This is a genomic window from Pseudomonas sp. efr-133-TYG-23 (assembly GCF_030209215.1).
GTDB classification, from domain to species: domain Bacteria; phylum Pseudomonadota; class Gammaproteobacteria; order Pseudomonadales; family Pseudomonadaceae; genus Aquipseudomonas; species Aquipseudomonas rhodesiae.
Genome location: NZ_JARVSL010000005.1, coordinates 154,859 through 173,244 on the forward strand (window position 1 = coordinate 154,859; position 18,386 = coordinate 173,244).

17 protein-coding genes are annotated in these 18,386 nt (G+C 59.5%); 10 read left to right on the plus strand and 7 right to left on the minus strand.

Annotation, left to right across the window (positions count from 1 at the left end; translation table 11 throughout):
• Window positions 1-19: 19 nt before the first annotated feature.
• From QRN41_RS03300 to gcvH, 4 genes are all read left to right on the plus strand, one after another.
• Window positions 20-1,024 carry an extracellular solute-binding protein gene (locus tag QRN41_RS03300; protein ID WP_040266898.1) on the plus strand — a complete coding sequence of 335 codons (1,005 nt, stop codon included), beginning with the start codon at window positions 20-22 and terminating at the stop codon, window positions 1,022-1,024.
• A gap of 164 nt (window positions 1,025-1,188) precedes the next feature.
• The gene (locus QRN41_RS03305) at window positions 1,189-2,805 is read left to right on the plus strand and encodes an ABC transporter permease (protein WP_285421147.1); all 1,617 of its coding nucleotides are present in this window, start codon (window positions 1,189-1,191) and stop codon (window positions 2,803-2,805) included.
• A gap of 155 nt (window positions 2,806-2,960) precedes the next feature.
• Window positions 2,961-4,043 (plus strand): glycine cleavage system aminomethyltransferase GcvT, encoded by a 1,083-nt coding sequence (gene gcvT / locus QRN41_RS03310; protein WP_285421148.1) that lies wholly within the window; start codon window positions 2,961-2,963, stop codon window positions 4,041-4,043.
• A gap of 51 nt (window positions 4,044-4,094) precedes the next feature.
• Entirely contained in the window at window positions 4,095-4,478 is a 384-nt protein-coding gene (gene gcvH / locus QRN41_RS03315; RefSeq protein ID WP_167417010.1) for a glycine cleavage system protein GcvH, read from the plus strand.
• A gap of 54 nt (window positions 4,479-4,532) precedes the next feature.
• Here the strand turns inward: gcvH and QRN41_RS03320 are convergent, their stop codons facing one another.
• From QRN41_RS03320 to QRN41_RS03345, 6 genes are all read right to left on the minus strand, one after another.
• On the minus strand, window positions 4,533-5,675 hold the full coding sequence (locus tag QRN41_RS03320) for a DegT/DnrJ/EryC1/StrS family aminotransferase (protein WP_285421149.1): 1,143 nt from the start codon (window positions 5,673-5,675) through the stop codon (window positions 4,533-4,535).
• Between the two features lie 162 nt (window positions 5,676-5,837).
• The gene (locus QRN41_RS03325) at window positions 5,838-6,152 is read right to left on the minus strand and encodes a DUF2388 domain-containing protein (protein WP_003176799.1); all 315 of its coding nucleotides are present in this window, start codon (window positions 6,150-6,152) and stop codon (window positions 5,838-5,840) included.
• Between the two features lie 69 nt (window positions 6,153-6,221).
• Complete coding sequence (locus tag QRN41_RS03330) at window positions 6,222-6,668, minus strand: NfeD family protein (RefSeq protein WP_034101373.1); 447 nt, start codon at window positions 6,666-6,668, stop codon at window positions 6,222-6,224.
• A 10-nt stretch (window positions 6,669-6,678) separates the two neighbouring features.
• Window positions 6,679-7,599 carry an SPFH domain-containing protein gene (locus QRN41_RS03335; protein ID WP_010207363.1) on the minus strand — a complete coding sequence of 307 codons (921 nt, stop codon included), beginning with the start codon at window positions 7,597-7,599 and terminating at the stop codon, window positions 6,679-6,681.
• A 91-nt stretch (window positions 7,600-7,690) separates the two neighbouring features.
• Window positions 7,691-9,355, minus strand: coding sequence for a GspE/PulE family protein (locus tag QRN41_RS03340; protein WP_285421150.1), 1,665 nt, complete (start codon window positions 9,353-9,355; stop codon window positions 7,691-7,693).
• An 83-nt stretch (window positions 9,356-9,438) separates the two neighbouring features.
• Window positions 9,439-9,777, minus strand: coding sequence for an ACT-like domain-containing protein (locus tag QRN41_RS03345; RefSeq protein WP_034101371.1), 339 nt, complete (start codon window positions 9,775-9,777; stop codon window positions 9,439-9,441).
• Window positions 9,778-9,903: 126 nt separating this feature from the next.
• On the opposite strand from QRN41_RS03345, the gene QRN41_RS03350 reads away from it, so the two are divergent.
• Window positions 9,904-10,374, plus strand: coding sequence for an Lrp/AsnC family transcriptional regulator (locus tag QRN41_RS03350; protein WP_003195279.1), 471 nt, complete (start codon window positions 9,904-9,906; stop codon window positions 10,372-10,374).
• Window positions 10,375-10,461: 87 nt separating this feature from the next.
• Here the strand turns inward: QRN41_RS03350 and QRN41_RS03355 are convergent, their stop codons facing one another.
• Window positions 10,462-11,829, minus strand: coding sequence for a CYTH domain-containing protein (locus QRN41_RS03355; protein WP_034101370.1), 1,368 nt, complete (start codon window positions 11,827-11,829; stop codon window positions 10,462-10,464).
• A gap of 158 nt (window positions 11,830-11,987) precedes the next feature.
• Here QRN41_RS03355 and argE point away from each other — a divergent pair, with 158 nt between their 5' ends.
• The 5 genes from argE (at window position 11,988) to ssuE (ending at window position 18,348) form a co-directional block, all read left to right on the plus strand.
• Window positions 11,988-13,136, plus strand: coding sequence for an acetylornithine deacetylase (gene argE / locus QRN41_RS03360; RefSeq protein ID WP_285421151.1), 1,149 nt, complete (start codon window positions 11,988-11,990; stop codon window positions 13,134-13,136).
• Between the two features lie 135 nt (window positions 13,137-13,271).
• Window positions 13,272-14,573 carry an amino-acid N-acetyltransferase gene (gene argA / locus QRN41_RS03365; RefSeq protein ID WP_034139727.1) on the plus strand — a complete coding sequence of 434 codons (1,302 nt, stop codon included), beginning with the start codon at window positions 13,272-13,274 and terminating at the stop codon, window positions 14,571-14,573.
• 644 nt (window positions 14,574-15,217) lie between these two features.
• Window positions 15,218-16,588, plus strand: a complete 1,371-nt coding sequence (locus tag QRN41_RS03370) for an OprD family porin (protein ID WP_034139726.1) — start codon at window positions 15,218-15,220, stop codon at window positions 16,586-16,588.
• A 270-nt stretch (window positions 16,589-16,858) separates the two neighbouring features.
• Window positions 16,859-17,497: a peroxiredoxin gene (locus tag QRN41_RS03375; RefSeq protein WP_034139725.1), complete on the plus strand. Its 639-nt coding sequence runs from the start codon at window positions 16,859-16,861 to the stop codon at window positions 17,495-17,497.
• Window positions 17,498-17,754: 257 nt separating this feature from the next.
• Window positions 17,755-18,348: an NADPH-dependent FMN reductase gene (ssuE, locus tag QRN41_RS03380; RefSeq protein WP_034139724.1), complete on the plus strand. Its 594-nt coding sequence runs from the start codon at window positions 17,755-17,757 to the stop codon at window positions 18,346-18,348.
• Window positions 18,349-18,386: the final 38 nt, after the last annotated feature.

Here is an 18,386-nt window from a genome sequence, read left to right on the forward strand (position 1 = left end):
CAAATGAGAGACCGCCCCCATGCTGGTACCCAAGCGCCTCCTGACTGCCCTGGCACTTACGCTCGTCGGCACCTGCGCCGCGCAGGCCGCTGATGAGGTGGTGGTCTACTCCTCGCGCATCGACGAACTGATCAAGCCGGTGTTCGACGCCTATACCCAAAAGACCGGCGTGAAGGTGAAGTTCATTACCGATAAGGAAGCCCCGCTGATGCAGCGCATCAAGGCCGAGGGGGAAAACGCCACCGCCGATCTGTTGCTCACCGTCGACGCCGGCAACCTCTGGCAAGCCGAGCAAATGGGCATCCTGCAACCGTTCACCTCCCCGGTGATCGACAAGAACATTCCCCTTCAATACCGCTCATCGGCTCATGCCTGGACCGGCTTGAGCCTGCGCGCGCGGACCATCGCGTATTCCACCGACCGGGTTAAACCCAGCGATCTGACCACCTACGAAGCCCTGGCAGACAAGCAGTGGGAGGGTCGCCTGTGCCTGCGCACGGCGAAAAAGGTCTACAACCAGTCCCTGACCGCGACCCTGATCGAAACCCACGGCGCGGCCAAGACCGAAGAAATCATCAAGGGCTGGGTCAATAACCTGTCTACCGACGTGTTCTCCGATGACATCGCCGTGTTGGAGGCCATCAATGCGGGCCAGTGCGATGTAGGCATCGTCAACACCTACTACTACGGCCGTCTGCACAAACAGAAGCCTGACCTGCCGGTAAAACTGTTCTGGCCCAACCAGGGCGACCGAGGCGTGCATGTGAACCTGTCTGGCATCGGCCTGACCAAATACGCGCCACATCCGGACGCCGCCAAGGCTCTGGTGGAATGGATGACCACTCCTGAAGCACAGAAGATCTTCGCCGACGTGAACCAGGAGTTCCCGGCCAACCCGGCAGTGCCGCCGTCGGCCGAAGTGGCGACCTGGGGTAAGTTCGTTGCGGATACCCTGCCGGTGGAAGTCGCAGGTAAACGTCAGGCAGAAGCCATTCGGTTGATGGATCGCGCCGGCTGGAACTAAGTAGAATTTGTAGGACGCCGCAGATCTAACTGTGGGAGGGGGCTTGCCCCCGATGGTGGTGGATCAGTCACTGATCAGTAGACTGACACTCCGCCATCGGGGGCAAGCCCCCTCCCACATTGGGTTGCGGTGATTTCAAGATATTCATTACCGAGAGCCCCCCTTTGGCCCACCCCGCCCAACGCCGCTGGTACCTGCCGGTCTTTAGCGTCGCCGCCCTGGTGCTGCTGCCGCTGAGCGTGCTGGTGTTGTCCTGGCAAAGCATCGACGCGCAAATCTGGTCTCACCTCTGGGATACCCAGATGCCACGCCTGCTGGGCAATACCCTCACGTTGGTGCTGGGTGTGGGCGTAGGCGTGACGCTGCTGGGGGTTAGCCTGGCCTGGCTGACCAGTCTCTGCGAATTTCCCGGACGGCGCTGGCTCGACTGGGCATTGATGTTGCCTTTCGCCATTCCGGCTTATGTGCTGGCTTTTGTCTTTGTCGGCTTGCTGGACTTTTCGGGTCCGGTGCAGACGCTGCTGCGTGAGTGGTTCGGTACGGGCCTGCGCCTGCCCCGGGTGCGTTCCACCAGTGGCGTGATCATCGTGTTGGTGCTGGTGTTCTATCCCTATGTCTACCTATTGGCACGCACCGCGTTCCTGGCCCAGGGCAAGGGCTTGATGGAAGCCGCGCGGGTGCTGGGGCAATCGCCCTGGCAGGCGTTCTGGCGTGTGGCGCTGCCCATGGCGCGACCGGCAATCGGGGCGGGTGTGGCCCTGGCCCTGATGGAGACCCTGGCGGATTTTGGCGCCGTGTCGGTGTTCAACTTCGATACGTTCACCACCGCCATCTACAAGACGTGGTACGGATTTTTCAGCCTGTCCAGCGCAGCCCAGCTGGCTAGCTTGCTGCTGCTGTTGGTCATGCTGGTGCTCTACGGCGAGCGCCGCGCGCGAGGCGCCAGCCGCCCCAGCAATGAACGGCCGCGGAGCAAGGCGCTGTATCACCTGCGAGGGTTCAAAGCGGCGGCGGCGAGTACCTGGTGCGGGCTGGTATTTGCGTGCGCCTTTGTGATTCCGCTGCTGCAGCTGGTGGCTTGGTTCTGGCAACGCGGTCGCTTCGACCTGGATGAGCGCTACGCCGGCTTGATCGTCCACACCCTGTATCTTGGCGGTATCGCGGCTCTGATTACTGTGAGCGTGGCCTTGGTGCTGGCCTTCGCCAATCGTCTGTCGCCGACTCGGGCGATTCGTTCCGGGATCAGCCTGGCCAATGTGGGCTATGCCTTGCCGGGGTCGGTGCTGGCGGTGTCGATCATGTTGGCCTTCAGCTATCTGGACCGCGAACTGGTGGTGCCGCTGTCTGGCTGGCTGGGCGGTGGGGGCAGACCGTTGCTGCTCGGTAGCCTCGCCGCGTTGGTGCTTGCGTATCTGGTGCGCTTCCTGGCGGTTGCGTTCGGGCCACTGGAAAACAGCCTGGCGCGAATCCGTCCGTCGTTGCCGGAGGCTGCGCGCAGCCTGGGTGTGAGTGGTCCGCGACTGTTTTGCAAAGTGTATCTGCCGCTGTTGCTTCCCGGCGCCTTGAGCGCGGCGTTGTTGGTGTTTGTCGATGTGCTCAAGGAAATGCCCGCGACCCTGCTGATGCGCCCGTTCGGCTGGGACACGCTGGCGGTACGCGTGTTTGAAATGACCAGTGAGGGCGAGTGGGCGCGGGCCTCTCTGCCGGCATTGACGCTGGTGTTGGTGGGGCTGCTGCCGGTCATCGGGCTGATCCGTCGTTCAGCTCGGCAAATCGGTTAGGTGCCAGTCCTACGGCTTGCGGCTACAATGCGCGGCATTCGGTGCGGTCCATCCTTCGGATCGGCGCGCTGAGCGTCATGCAGACCTTGTCGTTCAAGGCCTCCAGCACGCTTGGTAACGCTGCGCACCTTCGCCAAGCCCGGAAGGAGAAACCCATGGGACAGCGTACGCCTCTGTATGACCTGCATCTCGCCCTCGGCGCGAAAATGGTCGATTTTGGCGGTTGGGATATGCCTTTGCACTACGGCTCGCAAGTTGAAGAGCACCATCAGGTGCGACGCGACTGCGGGGTGTTCGATGTATCTCATATGACCGTGATCGATGTCACAGGCCCCCAGGCCAAGGAATGGCTCCAGCACCTGCTGGCCAATGATGTCGGTCGTTTGCATGGCTGCGGCCATGCGTTGTACAGCGCCATGCTCAACGAGCGGGGCGGTGTGGTGGACGACATGATCGTGTACCGCACCGAAACCGGTTACCGGCTGGTGGTCAACGCCGCCACCCGTGACCAGGACATGGCCTGGATGCAGGCGCAACTGGGCGAGTACCAAGCGCAACTGCGTGAACGGCCGGAACTGGCGATGCTGGCCATTCAAGGCCCCCAAGCCCGGCATAAAATTGCCGAGCTGGTCACTCAGTCGCGTGGCGCCTTGATTCATCAACTCAAGCCTTTCGAAGGCCAGGCCGATGGCGATTGGTTTATCGCCCGCACGGGTTACACCGGCGAAGACGGCCTGGAAATTGTGCTGCCTGCCGATCAGGCGCCGGGTTTCTTCAACGACCTTGTTGGCGCCGGCATCTCGCCCATCGGCCTGGGCGCTCGTGACACGTTGCGCCTTGAGGCCGGTATGAACCTCTATGGCCAGGACATCCACCAAGACGTCTCGCCCCTGGCAGCCAATATGGCTTGGAGCATCGCCTGGGAGCCGGCCGAGCGCAATTTCATCGGTCGCGCTGCGCTGGAAGCAGAGGAGGCGGCGGGTGTGCAGTTCAAATTGGTGGGGCTGGTGCTGGAAGAACGTGGGGTTTTACGCGCTCATCAGGTGGTTCGTATCGCCAATGTTGGCGAAGGGGAGATCACCAGTGGTAGTTTCTCTCCTACGCTGAGCAAATCCATTGCCCTGGCGCGTGTACCGAAGGCAACCGCCGACCGGGCCGAAGTGGAAATCCGCGGCAAGTGGTACCCGGTTCGAGTGGTCAAACCGACCTTTGTACGTCATGGCAAAACCTTGATCTAACTATTCCGGCGGGCCAATGGCCGCTGACATTTCTTCTTGAGGACACAGACAATGAGCAATATCCCAGCCGACCTGCGTTTTGCCGAGAGTCATGAATGGGCCCGTTTGGAAGCTGACGGCACGGTGACCGTCGGTATTTCCGATCACGCCCAGGAAGCGTTGGGGGATGTGGTGTTTGTTGAGTTGGCTGAGGTGGGCGCCACGTTCGCGGCCGGTGGCCAGGCTGGGGTGGTTGAGTCGGTGAAAGCGGCTTCGGATATCTACGCCCCGATCGCAGGTGAAGTGACTGCCGTCAATGAGGAATTGAGCGGTAGCCCTGAACTGCTGAACTCCGACCCGTACGCGGCATGGATCTTCAAGCTCAAGCCAAGCAATCCGGCTGAGTTGGACCAACTGCTGGATGCCGCCGGCTACAAAGCTTCCATCGGCGAATAACGCACGTCTCATGTGGGAGGGCGACAATTCCTTCCCACATTGAGCCGTGAGTGTTCAGCTCGCCGTCAAGACGGCCTTTACCGCCGCCACCGAGCGCTCCACATCCGCCTCCGTCATCGCCGTGAACATCGGCAACGACACGATCAAACGCCCGACCTTTTCCGCCACCGGGAACATGCCTTCCTTGAACCCCTGCGCCCGATACAGGCTCAGCAGGTGGATCGGCGGGTAGTGATAGCCAATGCCAACACCGTGGGCCTGCATCCGCTCCATAAATGTGGCGCGGGCGGGCAAACCGTCCTGGCGTTCCGGCAGCACGAGTTGGAACAGGTGCCAGTTGCTGTTTTCGAAGTCGGCCGGCGGCAGTTGCGCCCCGTACTTTTCTTCGAAGTCACTGCCAAAACAGTTGAAGTAGTGACGCGCAAGATTCTGGCGATGGGCAGTGATCTGCTCGATATGAGCGAATTGTCCCAACCCAATGGCGGCAGCGATGTCGGTCATATTGAACTTGCCGCCTAGTACATCCACATCCAGACCGTCGAAGCCGGTACGGGTCACGCCCTGCAGGCGGTACTTTTCGGCCAGCCGCGCCTCATCGGCATTGTTCAGCACCAGGCAGCCGCCCTCGGAGCAGGTAATGTTCTTGTTTGCCTGGAAACTGAACGACACGAAATCCCCAGTGGCGCCGATGCGCTCGCCGTCCCAGCTGGAGCCCAGCGCCTGGGCGGCATCTTCGACGATACGCAAGTTGTACTTATTGGCCAGTGCATAAAGCATCGGCATGTCCAGCGGCAAACCGGCCAGATAGACAGGAATGATTGCCTTGGTGCGTGGTGTGATCGCGGCTTCCACTTGGGCCAGGTCGATATTACGGGTAACAGGGTCGATATCGGCGAATACCGGTGTGGCGCCGACTTCCAGAATGACGTTGGCGGTGGCTACCCAAGAGATCGGTGTAGTGATGACTTCATCGCCCGGCCCGATGCCCGCGATGCGCAAGGCAATCTCCATGGTGCAGGTGCCGGAGTTGAACGTGCGCACCGGACGGCCGCCAAAATATTCCGACAGTTGCGCCTCGAACGCCTGCACCTTCGGCCCACTGGTGATCCAGCCGGAGCGCAATACGTCGCCTACCGCCGAAATGGTGGCTTCATCGATGGTGGGTTTGGAAAACGGCAGGAAAGGCTGTTGGCTCATGACGATGACGGCATCCGTTCTGATTGGCGATGGTGGTGAGGCGTGTGCGCACCGGCATGGTTGCACGGTTCGACTGAATATAGCCTGTCGCCTGTGAATGAATCGTCACCTTACGGGCAAAAAAATGCCGCTTCAAAAGCGGCATTTTTCAGCGAGAAGCTATCACTCGGTGACAGCGTTTTTCGCGAGGATGGCGTTGGCCAACTCCATGTCCGTGGCTTGCAAGCCTGGGTTGTCGGCGCGGACTTTCTGCATTGCGGCCTCCAGGTAAGGGCCACGGATACCACCGTCGCTGGCTACGAAGCTGCCGGCGTCATCTTGAGCGGCGACCACCAGTTTGTGGTCTTTGAATGTCAGGTAGGTCGAGCCGGTGGTGGCACCGGAGGAGATGACATTGCGCCAGAAACTGTCGGCCATGGCTGAACCGACAGGAAGGGAAAGCACAGCGAGGGTTGCGACAGCATATTTGAGACGCATGATGGGTGACTCCGGGTGGGTGATCTGTACGTTTGGATCGTGGTTAGCCCAATCGAGTTCCGTCATTGACTAAACAGTTTCAACCTTCAACACCACGCCTTCCTGGGCAATCACGCGTACTTGAGCGCCTACCGGGCAGTCGGGGCCGCTGACCATCCACACACCATCGCCGACCTTCACCTTACCTCGTCCATCCACAATCGCCTGGTGCACCACGAATGTGCGGCCGATCAACTCTGAGCCGCGTTCATTCAGCCCCGGTTGGTCACTGACCTTGGCGCTACTGCGCTGGCGTTTCCACCAGTACACCGCCGTCAATATCGACAGCACGGCAAACAACAGCAGTTGCCATTCCAGCGCGAGGGGCGGAACCAGAAACTTGATCACGCCCACGGCTGCCGCTGCGATACCCATCCATAGCAGGTAACCACCGGCGCCGAAGACCTCAAGAATCAACAGCACCGTGCCCAAGGCCAGCCAATCCCAAAACGACAGGTGCAGCAGGAAATCCCACATGGCGATGGCCTCAGCCCTTCTTGTTATCGAACGTTGCCTTGACGATCTCGCCGATGCCACCGACCGCACCGATCACCTGGCTGGCTTCAAGCGGCATCAGGATGACCTTGCTGTTGTTGGCCGAGGCCAGCTTGCCCAGGGCGTCGATATACTTTTGCGCGACGAAGTAGTTGACCGCCTGCACGTTGCCCGAGGCGATGGCTTCCGACACCACTTGGGTTGCCCGTGCTTCGGCCTCGGCCTGGCGTTCGCGGGCTTCGGATTCGAGGAACGCCGCTTGCCGGCTACCTTCGGCCTCCAGAATCTGGGCTTGCTTTTTGCCCTCTGCGGTGAGGATCGCCGATGCCCGCAGCCCTTCAGCTTCGAGGATTTGCGCACGCTTGATCCGCTCGGCTTTCATCTGACCGGACATGGCCGCCATCAGGTCGGCCGGGGGGCTGATGTCTTTGATTTCGATACGTGTGATCTTGATGCCCCAGGGCGCGGTGGCTTCGTCCACGGTCTTCAGCAGTTTTTCATTGATGCCATCGCGCTGGCTCAGCATGGCATCCAGTTCCATCGAGCCGAGTACGGTTCGGATATTGGTTTGCAGCAGATTCCGAATGGCGTGTTCGAGGTTGTTGACCTCGTAGGCAGCCTGAGCGGTATTGACCACCTGGAAGAAACACACGGCATCGATCTGCACGGTGGCGTTATCGGCAGTGATGACTTCCTGCGGCGGGATATCCAGCACGCTTTCCATTACGTTGATCTTGCGACCGATACGGTCCATGACCGGGATGATGATGTTCAGGCCTGGCTTGAGGGTGTTGGTATAGCGACCAAAGCGCTCGACCGTCCATTGGTAACCCTGGGGTACGACTTTGAAGCCCATGAACAGAATGGCGATGGCCAATCCTACAAAGAGCAGCAGTACGGTTCCGATTTGCATGACGATTCCCTATCTGATGATGTCAGTGACGCAACGTTTGCTGATTGTAATGGTGTTGTCTGCGATAAGAACGATCTGTCCGCGCCGTAATCTAGGGATTTGTTACTGAATCTGAGGGGGTGACCCGCAGCACTTCAGCCAAGGAGGTCTGCCCCGTCCTGACCTTCTGCATGCCCGCCATGCGCAAGCTGCACATCCCGTGCGCCATCGCCGCCTGACGCAGGGCTTGAACATCGGCGCCCGGGGTAATCAGCGCTTTGAGCGACTCGTCCAATATCATGATTTCGTAAACACCGGCTCGTCCCCGGTAACCGCTGTGACGGCACTCCGCACATCCCACCGCTTCATGGCCGTCATCGCCCATACGCTTGCAATAAGGACAAAGCACCCTTACCAAGCGCTGCGCCATCACCCCCAACAAGGTAGCCTTGATCAAATAATGAGCAATACCCAGCTCCTGTAGCCGACTGATGGCGCTGGGCGCGTCGTTGGTGTGCAGGGTGGACAGCACGAGATGCCCGGTCAGCGCGGCCTGGATAGCCATTTCTGCGGTTTCCTGGTCGCGTATCTCGCCGATCATGATGATGTCCGGGTCCTGGCGCAGCAGGGCGCGGATGCCGCTGGCAAAGGTCAGGTCGATATTGTGTTGCACCTGCATCTGATTGAACGCCGGCTCGACCATCTCGATCGGGTCCTCCACGGTGCACAGGTTGACCTCACGGGTCGCGAGCTGTTTGAGCGTGGTGTAGAGCGTGCTGGTTTTGCCTGAGCCGGTAGGCCCGGTGACCAGGATGATGCCGTTGGTCTGGCGCGTCATGGCATTCCAGCGGTGCCGGTCGTCATCCGACAAACCCAACTGGTCAAAACTCTTGAGCAGGACCTGAGGGTCGAAAATCCGCATCACCAGTTTTTCGCCGAAGGCCGTGGGAAGGGTCGACAGGCGCAACTCGATTTCCATACCCGCCGGGCTTTTGGTCTTCACCCGACCGTCCTGGGGTTTACGTTTCTCCGCCACGTTCATGCGGCCCAGGCTCTTGAGGCGGCTGACCACAGCCACCGCAACCTGGGGTGGGAATTGATAGACATCGTGCAGCAGCCCGTCAATGCGCAAGCGCACGCGACCCTGATCCCGGCAGGGTTCGATATGGATATCGCTGGCCCGCTGGGCAAAGGCGTACTGCAGCAGCCAATCGACGATATGGACAATGTGCGCATCGTTAGCGTCCGGCTCCTGATCGCTGCCCCCAAGGTTGAGCAGGTCCGGATGGCCTGGCGCGGTGACCTTCTGCTCAGCACCGTTGACCGATTTTGCCAGCCGATAGAATTCGCCGATGCAGCGCTGAATATCCTGCGGGTTGGCCACCACGCGCGTGATCGAACGCTTGAGCACCTGCGCCAGGCCGGCCTCCCAGCAGGTCACATAGGGTTGCGCGCTGGCAACGGTGACGGTTTGCGCGTCCACGGCCACCGCCAGGATGCCGTGGCGTTGGGCGAACGCATGGGACATTAGCGGCACCACCGTCGCGACGTCGATCTTCAGCGGGTCGATGCGTAGATAGATTTGCCCGGCCTGCTCGGCAAGCCACTGAGTGAGGCGTTCCAGGCATGGCCCCAGCTCCGCGATGCGCTCCAGTGGGTGGCGGGTCGTATCGGCTGGCAACGCCGATAAGCGGTGCGCGATGTCGGGCGTAATCAGCCCATATTCCACCAAGGGTGGCAGCAACGGGTGCAGTTCCAAACGACGATCAGCAGGCATGAAGAGGTTTCCGGATGGCCTTGGATGTTCTCCCAGGCTAGTCAGCCTCCGACGCTCGCCCCGTCAACCTGTGTTGCAGGTTTTTACCTGGCGACCGCCATCTGGACGCCGGCCCCCAGTGCATCGGGCGTCCACACGTCCAGAGAACATACGCTGATCAGGTTTCGAATCTTTTCGCCGATCACCTGGGCCCGATGCCAGCTCAGACCATCGAGCACAATTTGGATATTCAGTACGTCTACGTCTCGACTCACCGAGACCTGCCGAGGCGTAAGAAATTGCAGGGCGAAATAGTTGAGCACGCGGCACAGCACATCGGGCTCGGCTTCGGCGACGATCTGGTAGTGGGCCTGACAGTGGGCGGTGTTGACGGCCCATGCATCGACGCGGGTGACAGGCGGAGTGGTTTCGACGGCGTGCATGCTGACTCTCCAAATTGAGTGGAGGAATTTTTACATCCAACCTCGGAGATTTCTTATCTAATATTGGCGTAAATACGGACATAAAAACGTATTCAAACCAATAGACGGTCCAAAGAAGGTATTTTTATGCACAGTGAATTGGACGCCTACGATCGCCGCATCCTGGCCTTGCTGCAAGAAGATGCGTCGCTGTCCAGCGCGCAGATCGCTGAGCAGGTCGGTCTGTCCCAGTCGCCTTGTTGGCGCAGGATTCAACGGCTCAAGGAGGAAGGGGTGATACGCGGTCAGGTGACGTTGCTGGATCGCAAGAAAATCGGCCTTAACACGCAGATATTCGCCGAGGTCAAACTCAACGCCCACGGCCGTTCCAACTTCACTGAGTTCACCGAGGCGATTCGCGGGTTTCCGGAAGTGTTGGAGTGTTACGTGCTGATGGGCGCGGTGGATTTCCTGCTGCGCATCGTGACGTCGGACATCGAGGCGTACGAACGGTTTTTCTTCGAGAAGCTGTCGATGGTGCCTGGGATTCAGGAGGTCAATTCGATTGTGGCGCTGTCTGAAATCAAGTCGACCACCAGCCTGCCAGTATTGCGCTGATCGGGTGGATCTTATCGGGGGCGAGCCCCCTCCCACACTTGGAATGCATTTCATATGTGGAAGGAGGGCTGGCGGCCGATTGCAATGTTACAAACGCAGCAGGGTCTTCCACGCACGGTTCTGATACACCGCAATCGCCTGGTGCATCCGCGCATCCAGCGACTCATCAGTGATCGGCTGGTTGGCCAATAGCGCCAACTTGTTCAGCTCGCCGTAGAGACGATCCAGTTCCGGAATGTCCAGCACATGGCGGGCGTGGTGCAGCCAGGCCTGGATGCGTTCGATACGTGGCAGTTGCTCGGCCAAGTCTTCCGGCTGCTGTTGGTAGCGTGGCAGTTGCAAGGCGACGGCGTCGTCGGCCAGCAGGCGCGGCAACCAGTTGGCGATTTGCGCGGCGCCCTGGCGGTTGCCACGCACGTTGCGGTCGGCGGTCCAGGTGCGGGCCATCAGCCAGCGCGACGTGTTGAGTGAGAACAGGCCCCAGCGCACGTCTTCCAATTCTTCGGCGAATTGTTCCGGTGCGGCTTTACGGATGTCTTCATCATCGTCACCGGCCTGCACCAGTGGGCGCCAGTCTTCCAGCAGCGCGTCCAGCGCAGTGCGCAGTTCGCTGGTGGACTGGCGGGGCGCGGCCTGGCCGAGGCTGCCGACCAGAGCGCGCAGTTCGCCGAGGTTATCGACCCAGTCCTGCAGCAGGCGCCAGTGGCCGTTGAAACGGTATTGTTCAGCCAGGCGCTGGCTGCTGCCGAGCAGGTGCCACATCAGGGCGGCGAAAGCATCGTCCAGCGGCATTTCGGCGTGTAGCTGTGGCGCCGGCAGGCTCAGGGAGTAACTGCTGGCGTCATACAGGCGGTAGCCGCGCTCGGCCTTGCTGATATCGCATGGCATCAGCGCCAGGGTGGCGGCCAGTTCGGCGGCCAGTTCCAGCAGGGCGGCCGGCTCGCCTTCGCGCAGTTCCAGTTCCAGCTCGCAGATTTCTTCTTTCTGTTTGCCGGCCACTACATGGCCCAGGTCCAGAGCCGCTTCGATCACCACCTTGGCCTTGCCGCGGCCCCAGGCGATTTCGGCGCGTTCACGCACGAAGTCGGTGGTAAAAATCGGCTTGAGGGTTTTTTTGTCCAGTTCGGCCAGTTGCTCGGGCCAGCACTCGCCGTCGAGTTTCTTCACGTCGAGCTTGGCTTTGGGCAAGTCCCAGTTGTACTCGTTGCGTTCCGACAAGCCGGCGACGCTCTGGCCACGGGTCTTGAGGGTTTGAATGATGTCGTCACCGTCCTTGCGCAGGCGCAGGGCAACCTTGGCCTGGGCCAGGTCGCGCTCGGGGGTGTCGAAATACTGGTTCATCAACTCACGGCGTTCCCAGCCACTTTTGTTGCGTTTTTTCAGTAACGGGTGCTCACGCAGCGCGGCGAGTGTTTCGCGGCTGACGCGGAGCTTGATTTCGGTTTCTTTCTGCATGGCCGGAAAATCCAGGATCGGGAGCGCAGCCGGGGAAAAGAGTGGCTGCCAAGGTCGTGCAGTGTACAGGACTGAGCCCGGCAACGCGCCGCAACGGTTTATTGTGTCGTGCAGATGCCTCTATAGTGAGGTTCATCCGGGAAGTGGGGAGACTGTATATGCCGTTGCCGTCCATGAAAGAGCAGTTCGCCGCGTTGATTGCCGCGCCGTCGGTCAGTTGCACCCAGGCGTCCCTGGACCAGACCAACCGCCCCGTGATCGACCTGCTTGCCGGCTGGCTGGGCGATCTGGGGTTCAGCATCGACATCCAGACCGTCAGCCCAGGCAAATTCAATCTACTCGCCAGTTTCGGCAGCGGCCCTGGCGGCCTGGTGCTGGCCGGGCATAGCGACACCGTGCCCTATGACCCCGCGTTGTGGAAAACCGACCCGCTGAAACTGACGGAAATCGACGGTCGCTGGGTAGGATTGGGTAGTTGCGACATGAAGGGCTTTTTCGCTTTGATCATCGAGGCGCTGTTGCCGCTGCTGGATCAACCGTTCAAGCAGCCCTTGCTGATCCTCGCTACGTGCGATGAGGAAAGCTCCATGTCCGGCGCCCGTGCGCTGGCCGAGGCCGGTCGCCCGCTGGGCCGCGCGGCGGTGATCGGCGAGCCGACGGGCCTTAAACCGATCCGCCTGCATAAAGGCGTGATGATGGAGCGCATCGACATTCTCGGTCGCAGCGGCCATTCGTCGGACCCCAGCCTCGGCCGCAGCGCCCTTGAGGCTATGCACGATGCTATCGGTGAACTGCGCGGCCTGCGCCTGGCCTGGCAGCGCGAGTACCGCAATCCGCAATTCAGCGTGCCGCAACCGACCCTGAACTTCGGCTGCATCCACGGTGGTGACAACCCCAACCGCATCTGTGGCCAATGCTCCCTGGAGTTCGATTTGCGCCCCCTGCCCGGCATGGACCCTCAAGTGTTGCGCGATGCCATTCGGCAGAAGCTCCAACCGTTGGCCGAGCGCCATCAAGTCAAGATCGCCTACGCGCCGCTGTTCCCGGCGGTGCCGCCATTCGAGCAGCCGGAAGACGCAGAGCTGGTGCGGGTTGCGGAACGTTTGACCGGTCATCGTGCCGAAGCAGTAGCGTTCGGCACCGAAGCGCCTTATCTTCAGCGCCTTGGTTGTGAAACCCTAGTGCTCGGCCCTGGCGATATCGCCTGTGCGCACCAGCCGGGCGAATACCTCGAAATGTCACGCCTGACGCCTACAGTGCGTCTATTGCGGGAATTGATCGAACATTACTGCCTGAAACCCGCATAAATTAACCCCTGCCTGTTCGTACATAGAAGGAGAGTGAGCGTGTCGCCAAGCCTGTTCCGACGATAACCATCAGCCCGCCGTGCGCTTTCACGATTCATCCTTTTTTGGCTGCTTTTTATTACAGGCCCAGGTGTTATGCCCGAATACGTCAATTGGCTTCGTCATGCTTCCCCTTACATCAATGCCCACCGCGACTGCACCTTTGTGGTCATGTTGCCGGGCGATGGTGTGGACCATCCTAACTTTGGCAATATCGTCCACGACCTGGTGCTGCTCCACAGTCTGGGCGTGCGTCTGGTGCTGGTGCATGGTTCGCGTCCACAGATCGAAGCGCGCCTTGAAGCGCGCGGCCTCACCCCGTCTTACCACGAAGGCATGCGCATCACCGATGCCGCCACCTTGGAGTGCGTGATCGATGCGGTCGGCCATCTGCGTATCGCCATCGAAGCACGCCTGTCGATGGACATGGCCTCTTCTCCCATGCAGGGCTCGCGCCTGCGGGTGGCCAGCGGCAATCTGGTAACTGCACGCCCCATCGGCGTACTCGAAGGCGTGGACTACCACCACACCGGCGAAGTGCGCCGGGTCGACCGCAAGGGCATCAATCGCCTGCTGGACGAACGCTCTATCGTCTTGCTGTCGCCCTTGGGTTACTCGCCCACCGGAGAGATTTTCAACCTGGCCTGCGAAGATGTCGCTACTCGCGCCGCGATCGACTTAGGGGCCGATAAATTGCTGCTGTTCGGTGCCGATCTCGGCCTGATCGATGAACATGGGCGTTTGGTGCGCGAGCTGCGTCCGCAGCAGGTGCCGGCACATCTGCAGCGCCTGGGCAGCAGCAACTACCAGGCCGAATTGCTCGACGCAGCGGCCCAGGCTTGCCGGGGCGGGGTAGGGCGCAGCCATATCGTCAGCTATGCCGAAGACGGCGCGCTGCTCACCGAACTGTTCACCCGCGACGGTGGCGGTACGTTGGTGGCTCAGGAGCAATTCGAACTGGTACGCGAGGCGGCGATTGAAGACGTCGGTGGCCTGCTCGACCTGATCAGCCCGTTGGAAGAGCAGGGCATTTTAGTGCGCCGTTCGCGGGAAGTGCTGGAGCGCGAAATCGAGCAGTTCAGCGTGGTCGAACGCGAAGGCATGATCATCGCCTGCGCGGCGCTGTACCAGATCGCCGATTCGGATGCCGGTGAACTCGCGTGCCTGGCAGTGAACCCCGAATACCGCCACGGCGGGCGCGGCGATGAACTGCTTGAGCGCATTGAAACCCGCGCCAGGGCCCAGGGCTTGAAGACGTTGTTCGTCCTCACCACCCGCACTGCCCATTGGTTCCGGGAGCGTGGGTTTGTGCCAAGCAGCGTGGACCGTCTGCCGTCCGCGCGCGCCTCGCTGTACAACTACCAGCGCAATTCGAAGATTTTCGAAAAAGCCCTCTAACCCTCGCGACCTTGTTGCAGGCGCGAGCTAGCTCGCGCCAACCTTTTTAGGTTCCTTCAGACCTCGCCGTGTGCCGGGGTGCGACAACGTGGCTGTCATAAAGGGCTATAAACCCTTCAGAACGCTCGGTAAGGGCCGATACGGTAAGCGCGGCAAGGAGTAGATTGCGTGAAGAAGGTGTTGCTCGGCCGTTGAGTGCCGGGCTTGTCATCAAAAGAAACTATTCCGATACAAAAACTGTAACAAATTGACTGGAGGATATGCGTTTGGCCATCATGGCGTCGCTTTTTTGATCGTAGGTGACGTTTGCTGCGTTACGTTTATTCTTTACTGATCTAAATGGCGTTAAAAAATACTTTTTAGGAATTAGCATTTCGATAGGTTCGTCTACGCTGACCAACCCGATCTACGCAAAGGCTTATTCCAAATTTGTATGAAAAAGAATGAAACAATTCTTTTTGGGTGTATGAAAAACTCATTACCCTGCAGGGACCAAATCAACAGCGGTTAGACGAAAGTAGTAGACACACTAGGTTACGATTGACTTGGTAGTCACTATCTGGCGCTAATCGCGCATCTGTGGATCGAGGGCGTCAGACCCGAGACCAAAGAACTACAAAAATTAGAAACGAGAGGAGCGGTACATGAAGAAGTCCACCTTGGCACTGGCTGTAGCCCTGGGCGCAATCGCTCAGCAAGCAGGCGCTGCTGGTTTCATCGATGACAGTAAAGTAACCCTGGGTCTGCGTAACTTTTACATCAACACCGACAACCGTGATTCGGCTGCTGGCTCTGCTGCCAACAAGCGCGCCGGTGTTCAAAGCAAGCAGGAAGAATGGGGCCAAGGCTTCGACCTGCGTTTCATCTCCGGTTACACCCAAGGCACCGTAGGCTTCGGTCTTGATGCTATCGGCCTGCTGGGTGTTCGCCTGGATTCCGGTGGCGGCACCAACGGTGCTACTGCCTCTTCCTACGGTGGCACTGTGTTCCCGAGCAAGTCCAACGGCGAAGCCGTTGATAACTACTCGAGCCTGGGCCTGACCGCCAAGGCCAAGATTTCCCAGACCGAACTGAAGCTGGGGACTCTGCAGCCCAAGCTGCCGGTCATCGTGACCAACGACGGTCGTCTGCTGCCGCAGACCTTCCAGGGTGGCCAGATCACCACCAACGACATCAAGGATTTGACCCTGGTTGCCGGTCAGATCGAAAAAGCCAAAGGTCGTAACTCCAGCAACGTCGACAACCTGTCGATCTCCGGTGCCAACTCCCGCGGCGCCAACTGGCGTGACAGCAACAAGTTCTACTACGCCGGTGGTGATTACAAGATCACCAAGGACCTGACTGCCCAGTACTACTACGGCAATCTGGAAGACTTCTACAAGCAGCACTTCCTGGGTCTGACTCACAACTGGGCAATCGGCCCGGGCGTGTTGAAATCTGACCTGCGCTACTTCCACAGCACCGATGACGGCAAGAACGGCAACGAGTCGGCCTATTTCTCCTCGGGCAACTACAGCGGCGTGAACTCCGGTCGCGGCAAGGTCGATAACAACCTGTACAGCGGCCTGTTCCTGTACACCCTGGGTGGTCACACCTTCGGTGGTGGTTATCAAGTCAGCAACGGTAGCAGCGACTTCCCTTGGCTGAACCAAGGCGACGGTTCTTCGGCTTACATCACCACCGACATGCAGATCGCCAAGTTCGCCCGTGCCGGCGAGCGCACCTGGCAGGCTCGCTACGCGTATGACTTCGCCAAGGTCGGCGTGCCTGGCCTGACAGCGGGCGTTGTGTACCTCAAAGGTACTGACATCGACACCGTTAACGGTAGCCGTGCAGAGTTCACCGGCCAGTCCGAGTGGGAGCGCGATATCACTGTTGCCTACGTGGTGCCGGAAGGCCCGTTCAAGAACGTCGGCGTGGCCTGGAAAAACGCTATGTGGCGCAACGATGTTGCCGCCGCGCGCGACCAGGACGAAAACCGTGTAATCGTCAGCTATACCTACGCGTTCAAGTAACTGCGTAAAACCTTGCCCGGCGCAACGCCGGGCAAGGTGTCTTGCTTTTCAAGTCAGGCTCACCCCCGTAAGCCCTTCCTGAACCCCTCTTTTACAGCGTCTCAAGGCCTTCTCGAACCTTGGTGACGATGGTGCCTTGCACCCGGTTGAGCGTCCAATGAACGATTTTTAATATTCTTTTATCATCTAGATAAATCGATATTTATTCTTTTTAAAATAGCCACAACCCATGCACAGTGGGCTCCATAAGCACTCATCAGGAGCCACACCATGAGCCTAAGACTGGGCGATATCGCCCCCGACTTCGAACAGGATTCCAGCGCCGGCAAAATTCGTTTCCACGAGTGGCTGGGCGATAGCTGGGGAGTGTTGTTTTCCCACCCGGCCGACTTCACACCGGTATGCACTACCGAGCTGGGCTTTACCGCTAAGCTCAAGGACGAATTCGCCCAGCGCGGCGTCAAAGCCATCGCGCTGTCGGTTGACCCAGTGGACTCGCACCACAGGTGGATCGAAGACATCAACGAAACCCAGAACACCACCGTCAACTTCCCGATCCTGGCCGATGCCGACCGCAAGGTCTCTGATCTCTACGATCTGATCCACCCCAATGCCAGCGATACCCTCACCGTGCGATCGTTGTTCGTAATCGACCCGAACAAAAAGATTCGCCTGACCATCACCTACCCGGCCAGCACCGGGCGCAACTTCCATGAAATCCTGCGGGTGATCGACTCGCTGCAATTGACCGATAACCACAAGGTCGCCACGCCCGCCAACTGGCAGGACGGGGATGAAGTGGTGATCGTGCCGTCGCTCAAGGACGAGGACGAGATCAAGAAACGCTTTCCAAAGGGCTATCGCGCAGTGAAGCCGTACTTGCGGCTGACTCCGCAGCCCAATCGTTGACGCGGATATCGCTCTGGTGGCAAGCCCCCTACCACCGTCGATGCACCGCATCTGTAACTGAATCAAAGCAGGGGTTTTCAGGCCGTTTCCACGGCCTTTTTTTTCGCCTGGCGATTGTTAAAGTCCATATGTTTTTATGGAATAAACAAATGAAAAAATAAGATTTATAGATATATGAATCAACTGATAAGGTCTGTTCCATCTTGGCGCCATCGCAACTTCAGCGAACCGCCGGCACTTGCTCAAGGAATTCCTGCATGTTGGTCGTAACACTCGGAGGCAGTCCCAGCCAGCGTTCCCGCTCCGGGGTCTTGCTGGAAAAAACCCGTCAGTGGTTGCAACACAAAGGCGTGGAAGTAGTGAGTTACCAGGTACGGGACTTCCCGGCCGAAGACTTGCTGCACGCGCGGTTCGACAGCCCAAAGATCATCGACCTGCTGGAGCAGGTGGCCAACGCCGACGGCCTGGTGATCGCCACCCCGGTGTACAAGGCTTCGTTCTCCGGCGCGTTGAAAACCGTGCTCGATCTGCTGCCTGAACGGGCCTTGGCCCATAAGGTGGTGCTGCCAATGGCTACTGGCGGCAGCATCGCGCACATGCTGGCGGTGGATTACGCGTTGAAGCCAGTGCTGTCGGCGCTCAAGGCGCAGGAGTTGCTCCACGGCATTTTTGCCGAAGACAGCCAGATCGCCTATGGCGAAGGCAGCGCCCAGGCGCAACTGGTGCCGGTGCTGGAGCAGCGGTTGTACGAGGCGCTGGAGACGCTCTACGGCGCCATGGCCCGTCGCCCGAAACCCCTTGATCCGCATGTATTGAATGAACGTTTGTTGAGTGCTCGCTGGAGCATTTAAGCCGTACCTGAAACCTGGAAACACTCACCTTACTCAGC

Excerpts from the sequence above, each read along its gene's own strand:
- QRN41_RS03300 (WP_040266898.1), top strand. The coding sequence starts at position 20 with ATGCTGGTACCCAAGCGCCTCCTGACTGCCCTGGCACTTACGCTCGTC.
- gcvT (WP_285421148.1), top strand. The coding sequence starts at position 2,961 with ATGGGACAGCGTACGCCTCTGTATGACCTGCATCTCGCCCTCGGCGCG.
- gcvH (WP_167417010.1), top strand. The coding sequence starts at position 4,095 with ATGAGCAATATCCCAGCCGACCTGCGTTTTGCCGAGAGTCATGAATGG.
- QRN41_RS03320 (WP_285421149.1), bottom strand. The coding sequence starts at position 5,675 with ATGAGCCAACAGCCTTTCCTGCCGTTTTCCAAACCCACCATCGATGAA.
- QRN41_RS03325 (WP_003176799.1), bottom strand. The coding sequence starts at position 6,152 with ATGCGTCTCAAATATGCTGTCGCAACCCTCGCTGTGCTTTCCCTTCCT.
- QRN41_RS03330 (WP_034101373.1), bottom strand. The coding sequence starts at position 6,668 with ATGTGGGATTTCCTGCTGCACCTGTCGTTTTGGGATTGGCTGGCCTTG.
- QRN41_RS03335 (WP_010207363.1), bottom strand. The coding sequence starts at position 7,599 with ATGCAAATCGGAACCGTACTGCTGCTCTTTGTAGGATTGGCCATCGCC.
- QRN41_RS03340 (WP_285421150.1), bottom strand. The coding sequence starts at position 9,355 with ATGCCTGCTGATCGTCGTTTGGAACTGCACCCGTTGCTGCCACCCTTG.
- QRN41_RS03345 (WP_034101371.1), bottom strand. The coding sequence starts at position 9,777 with ATGCACGCCGTCGAAACCACTCCGCCTGTCACCCGCGTCGATGCATGG.
- QRN41_RS03350 (WP_003195279.1), top strand. The coding sequence starts at position 9,904 with ATGCACAGTGAATTGGACGCCTACGATCGCCGCATCCTGGCCTTGCTG.
- QRN41_RS03355 (WP_034101370.1), bottom strand. The coding sequence starts at position 11,829 with ATGCAGAAAGAAACCGAAATCAAGCTCCGCGTCAGCCGCGAAACACTC.
- argE (WP_285421151.1), top strand. The coding sequence starts at position 11,988 with ATGCCGTTGCCGTCCATGAAAGAGCAGTTCGCCGCGTTGATTGCCGCG.
- argA (WP_034139727.1), top strand. The coding sequence starts at position 13,272 with ATGCCCGAATACGTCAATTGGCTTCGTCATGCTTCCCCTTACATCAAT.
- QRN41_RS03370 (WP_034139726.1), top strand. The coding sequence starts at position 15,218 with ATGAAGAAGTCCACCTTGGCACTGGCTGTAGCCCTGGGCGCAATCGCT.
- QRN41_RS03375 (WP_034139725.1), top strand. The coding sequence starts at position 16,859 with ATGAGCCTAAGACTGGGCGATATCGCCCCCGACTTCGAACAGGATTCC.
- ssuE (WP_034139724.1), top strand. The coding sequence starts at position 17,755 with ATGTTGGTCGTAACACTCGGAGGCAGTCCCAGCCAGCGTTCCCGCTCC.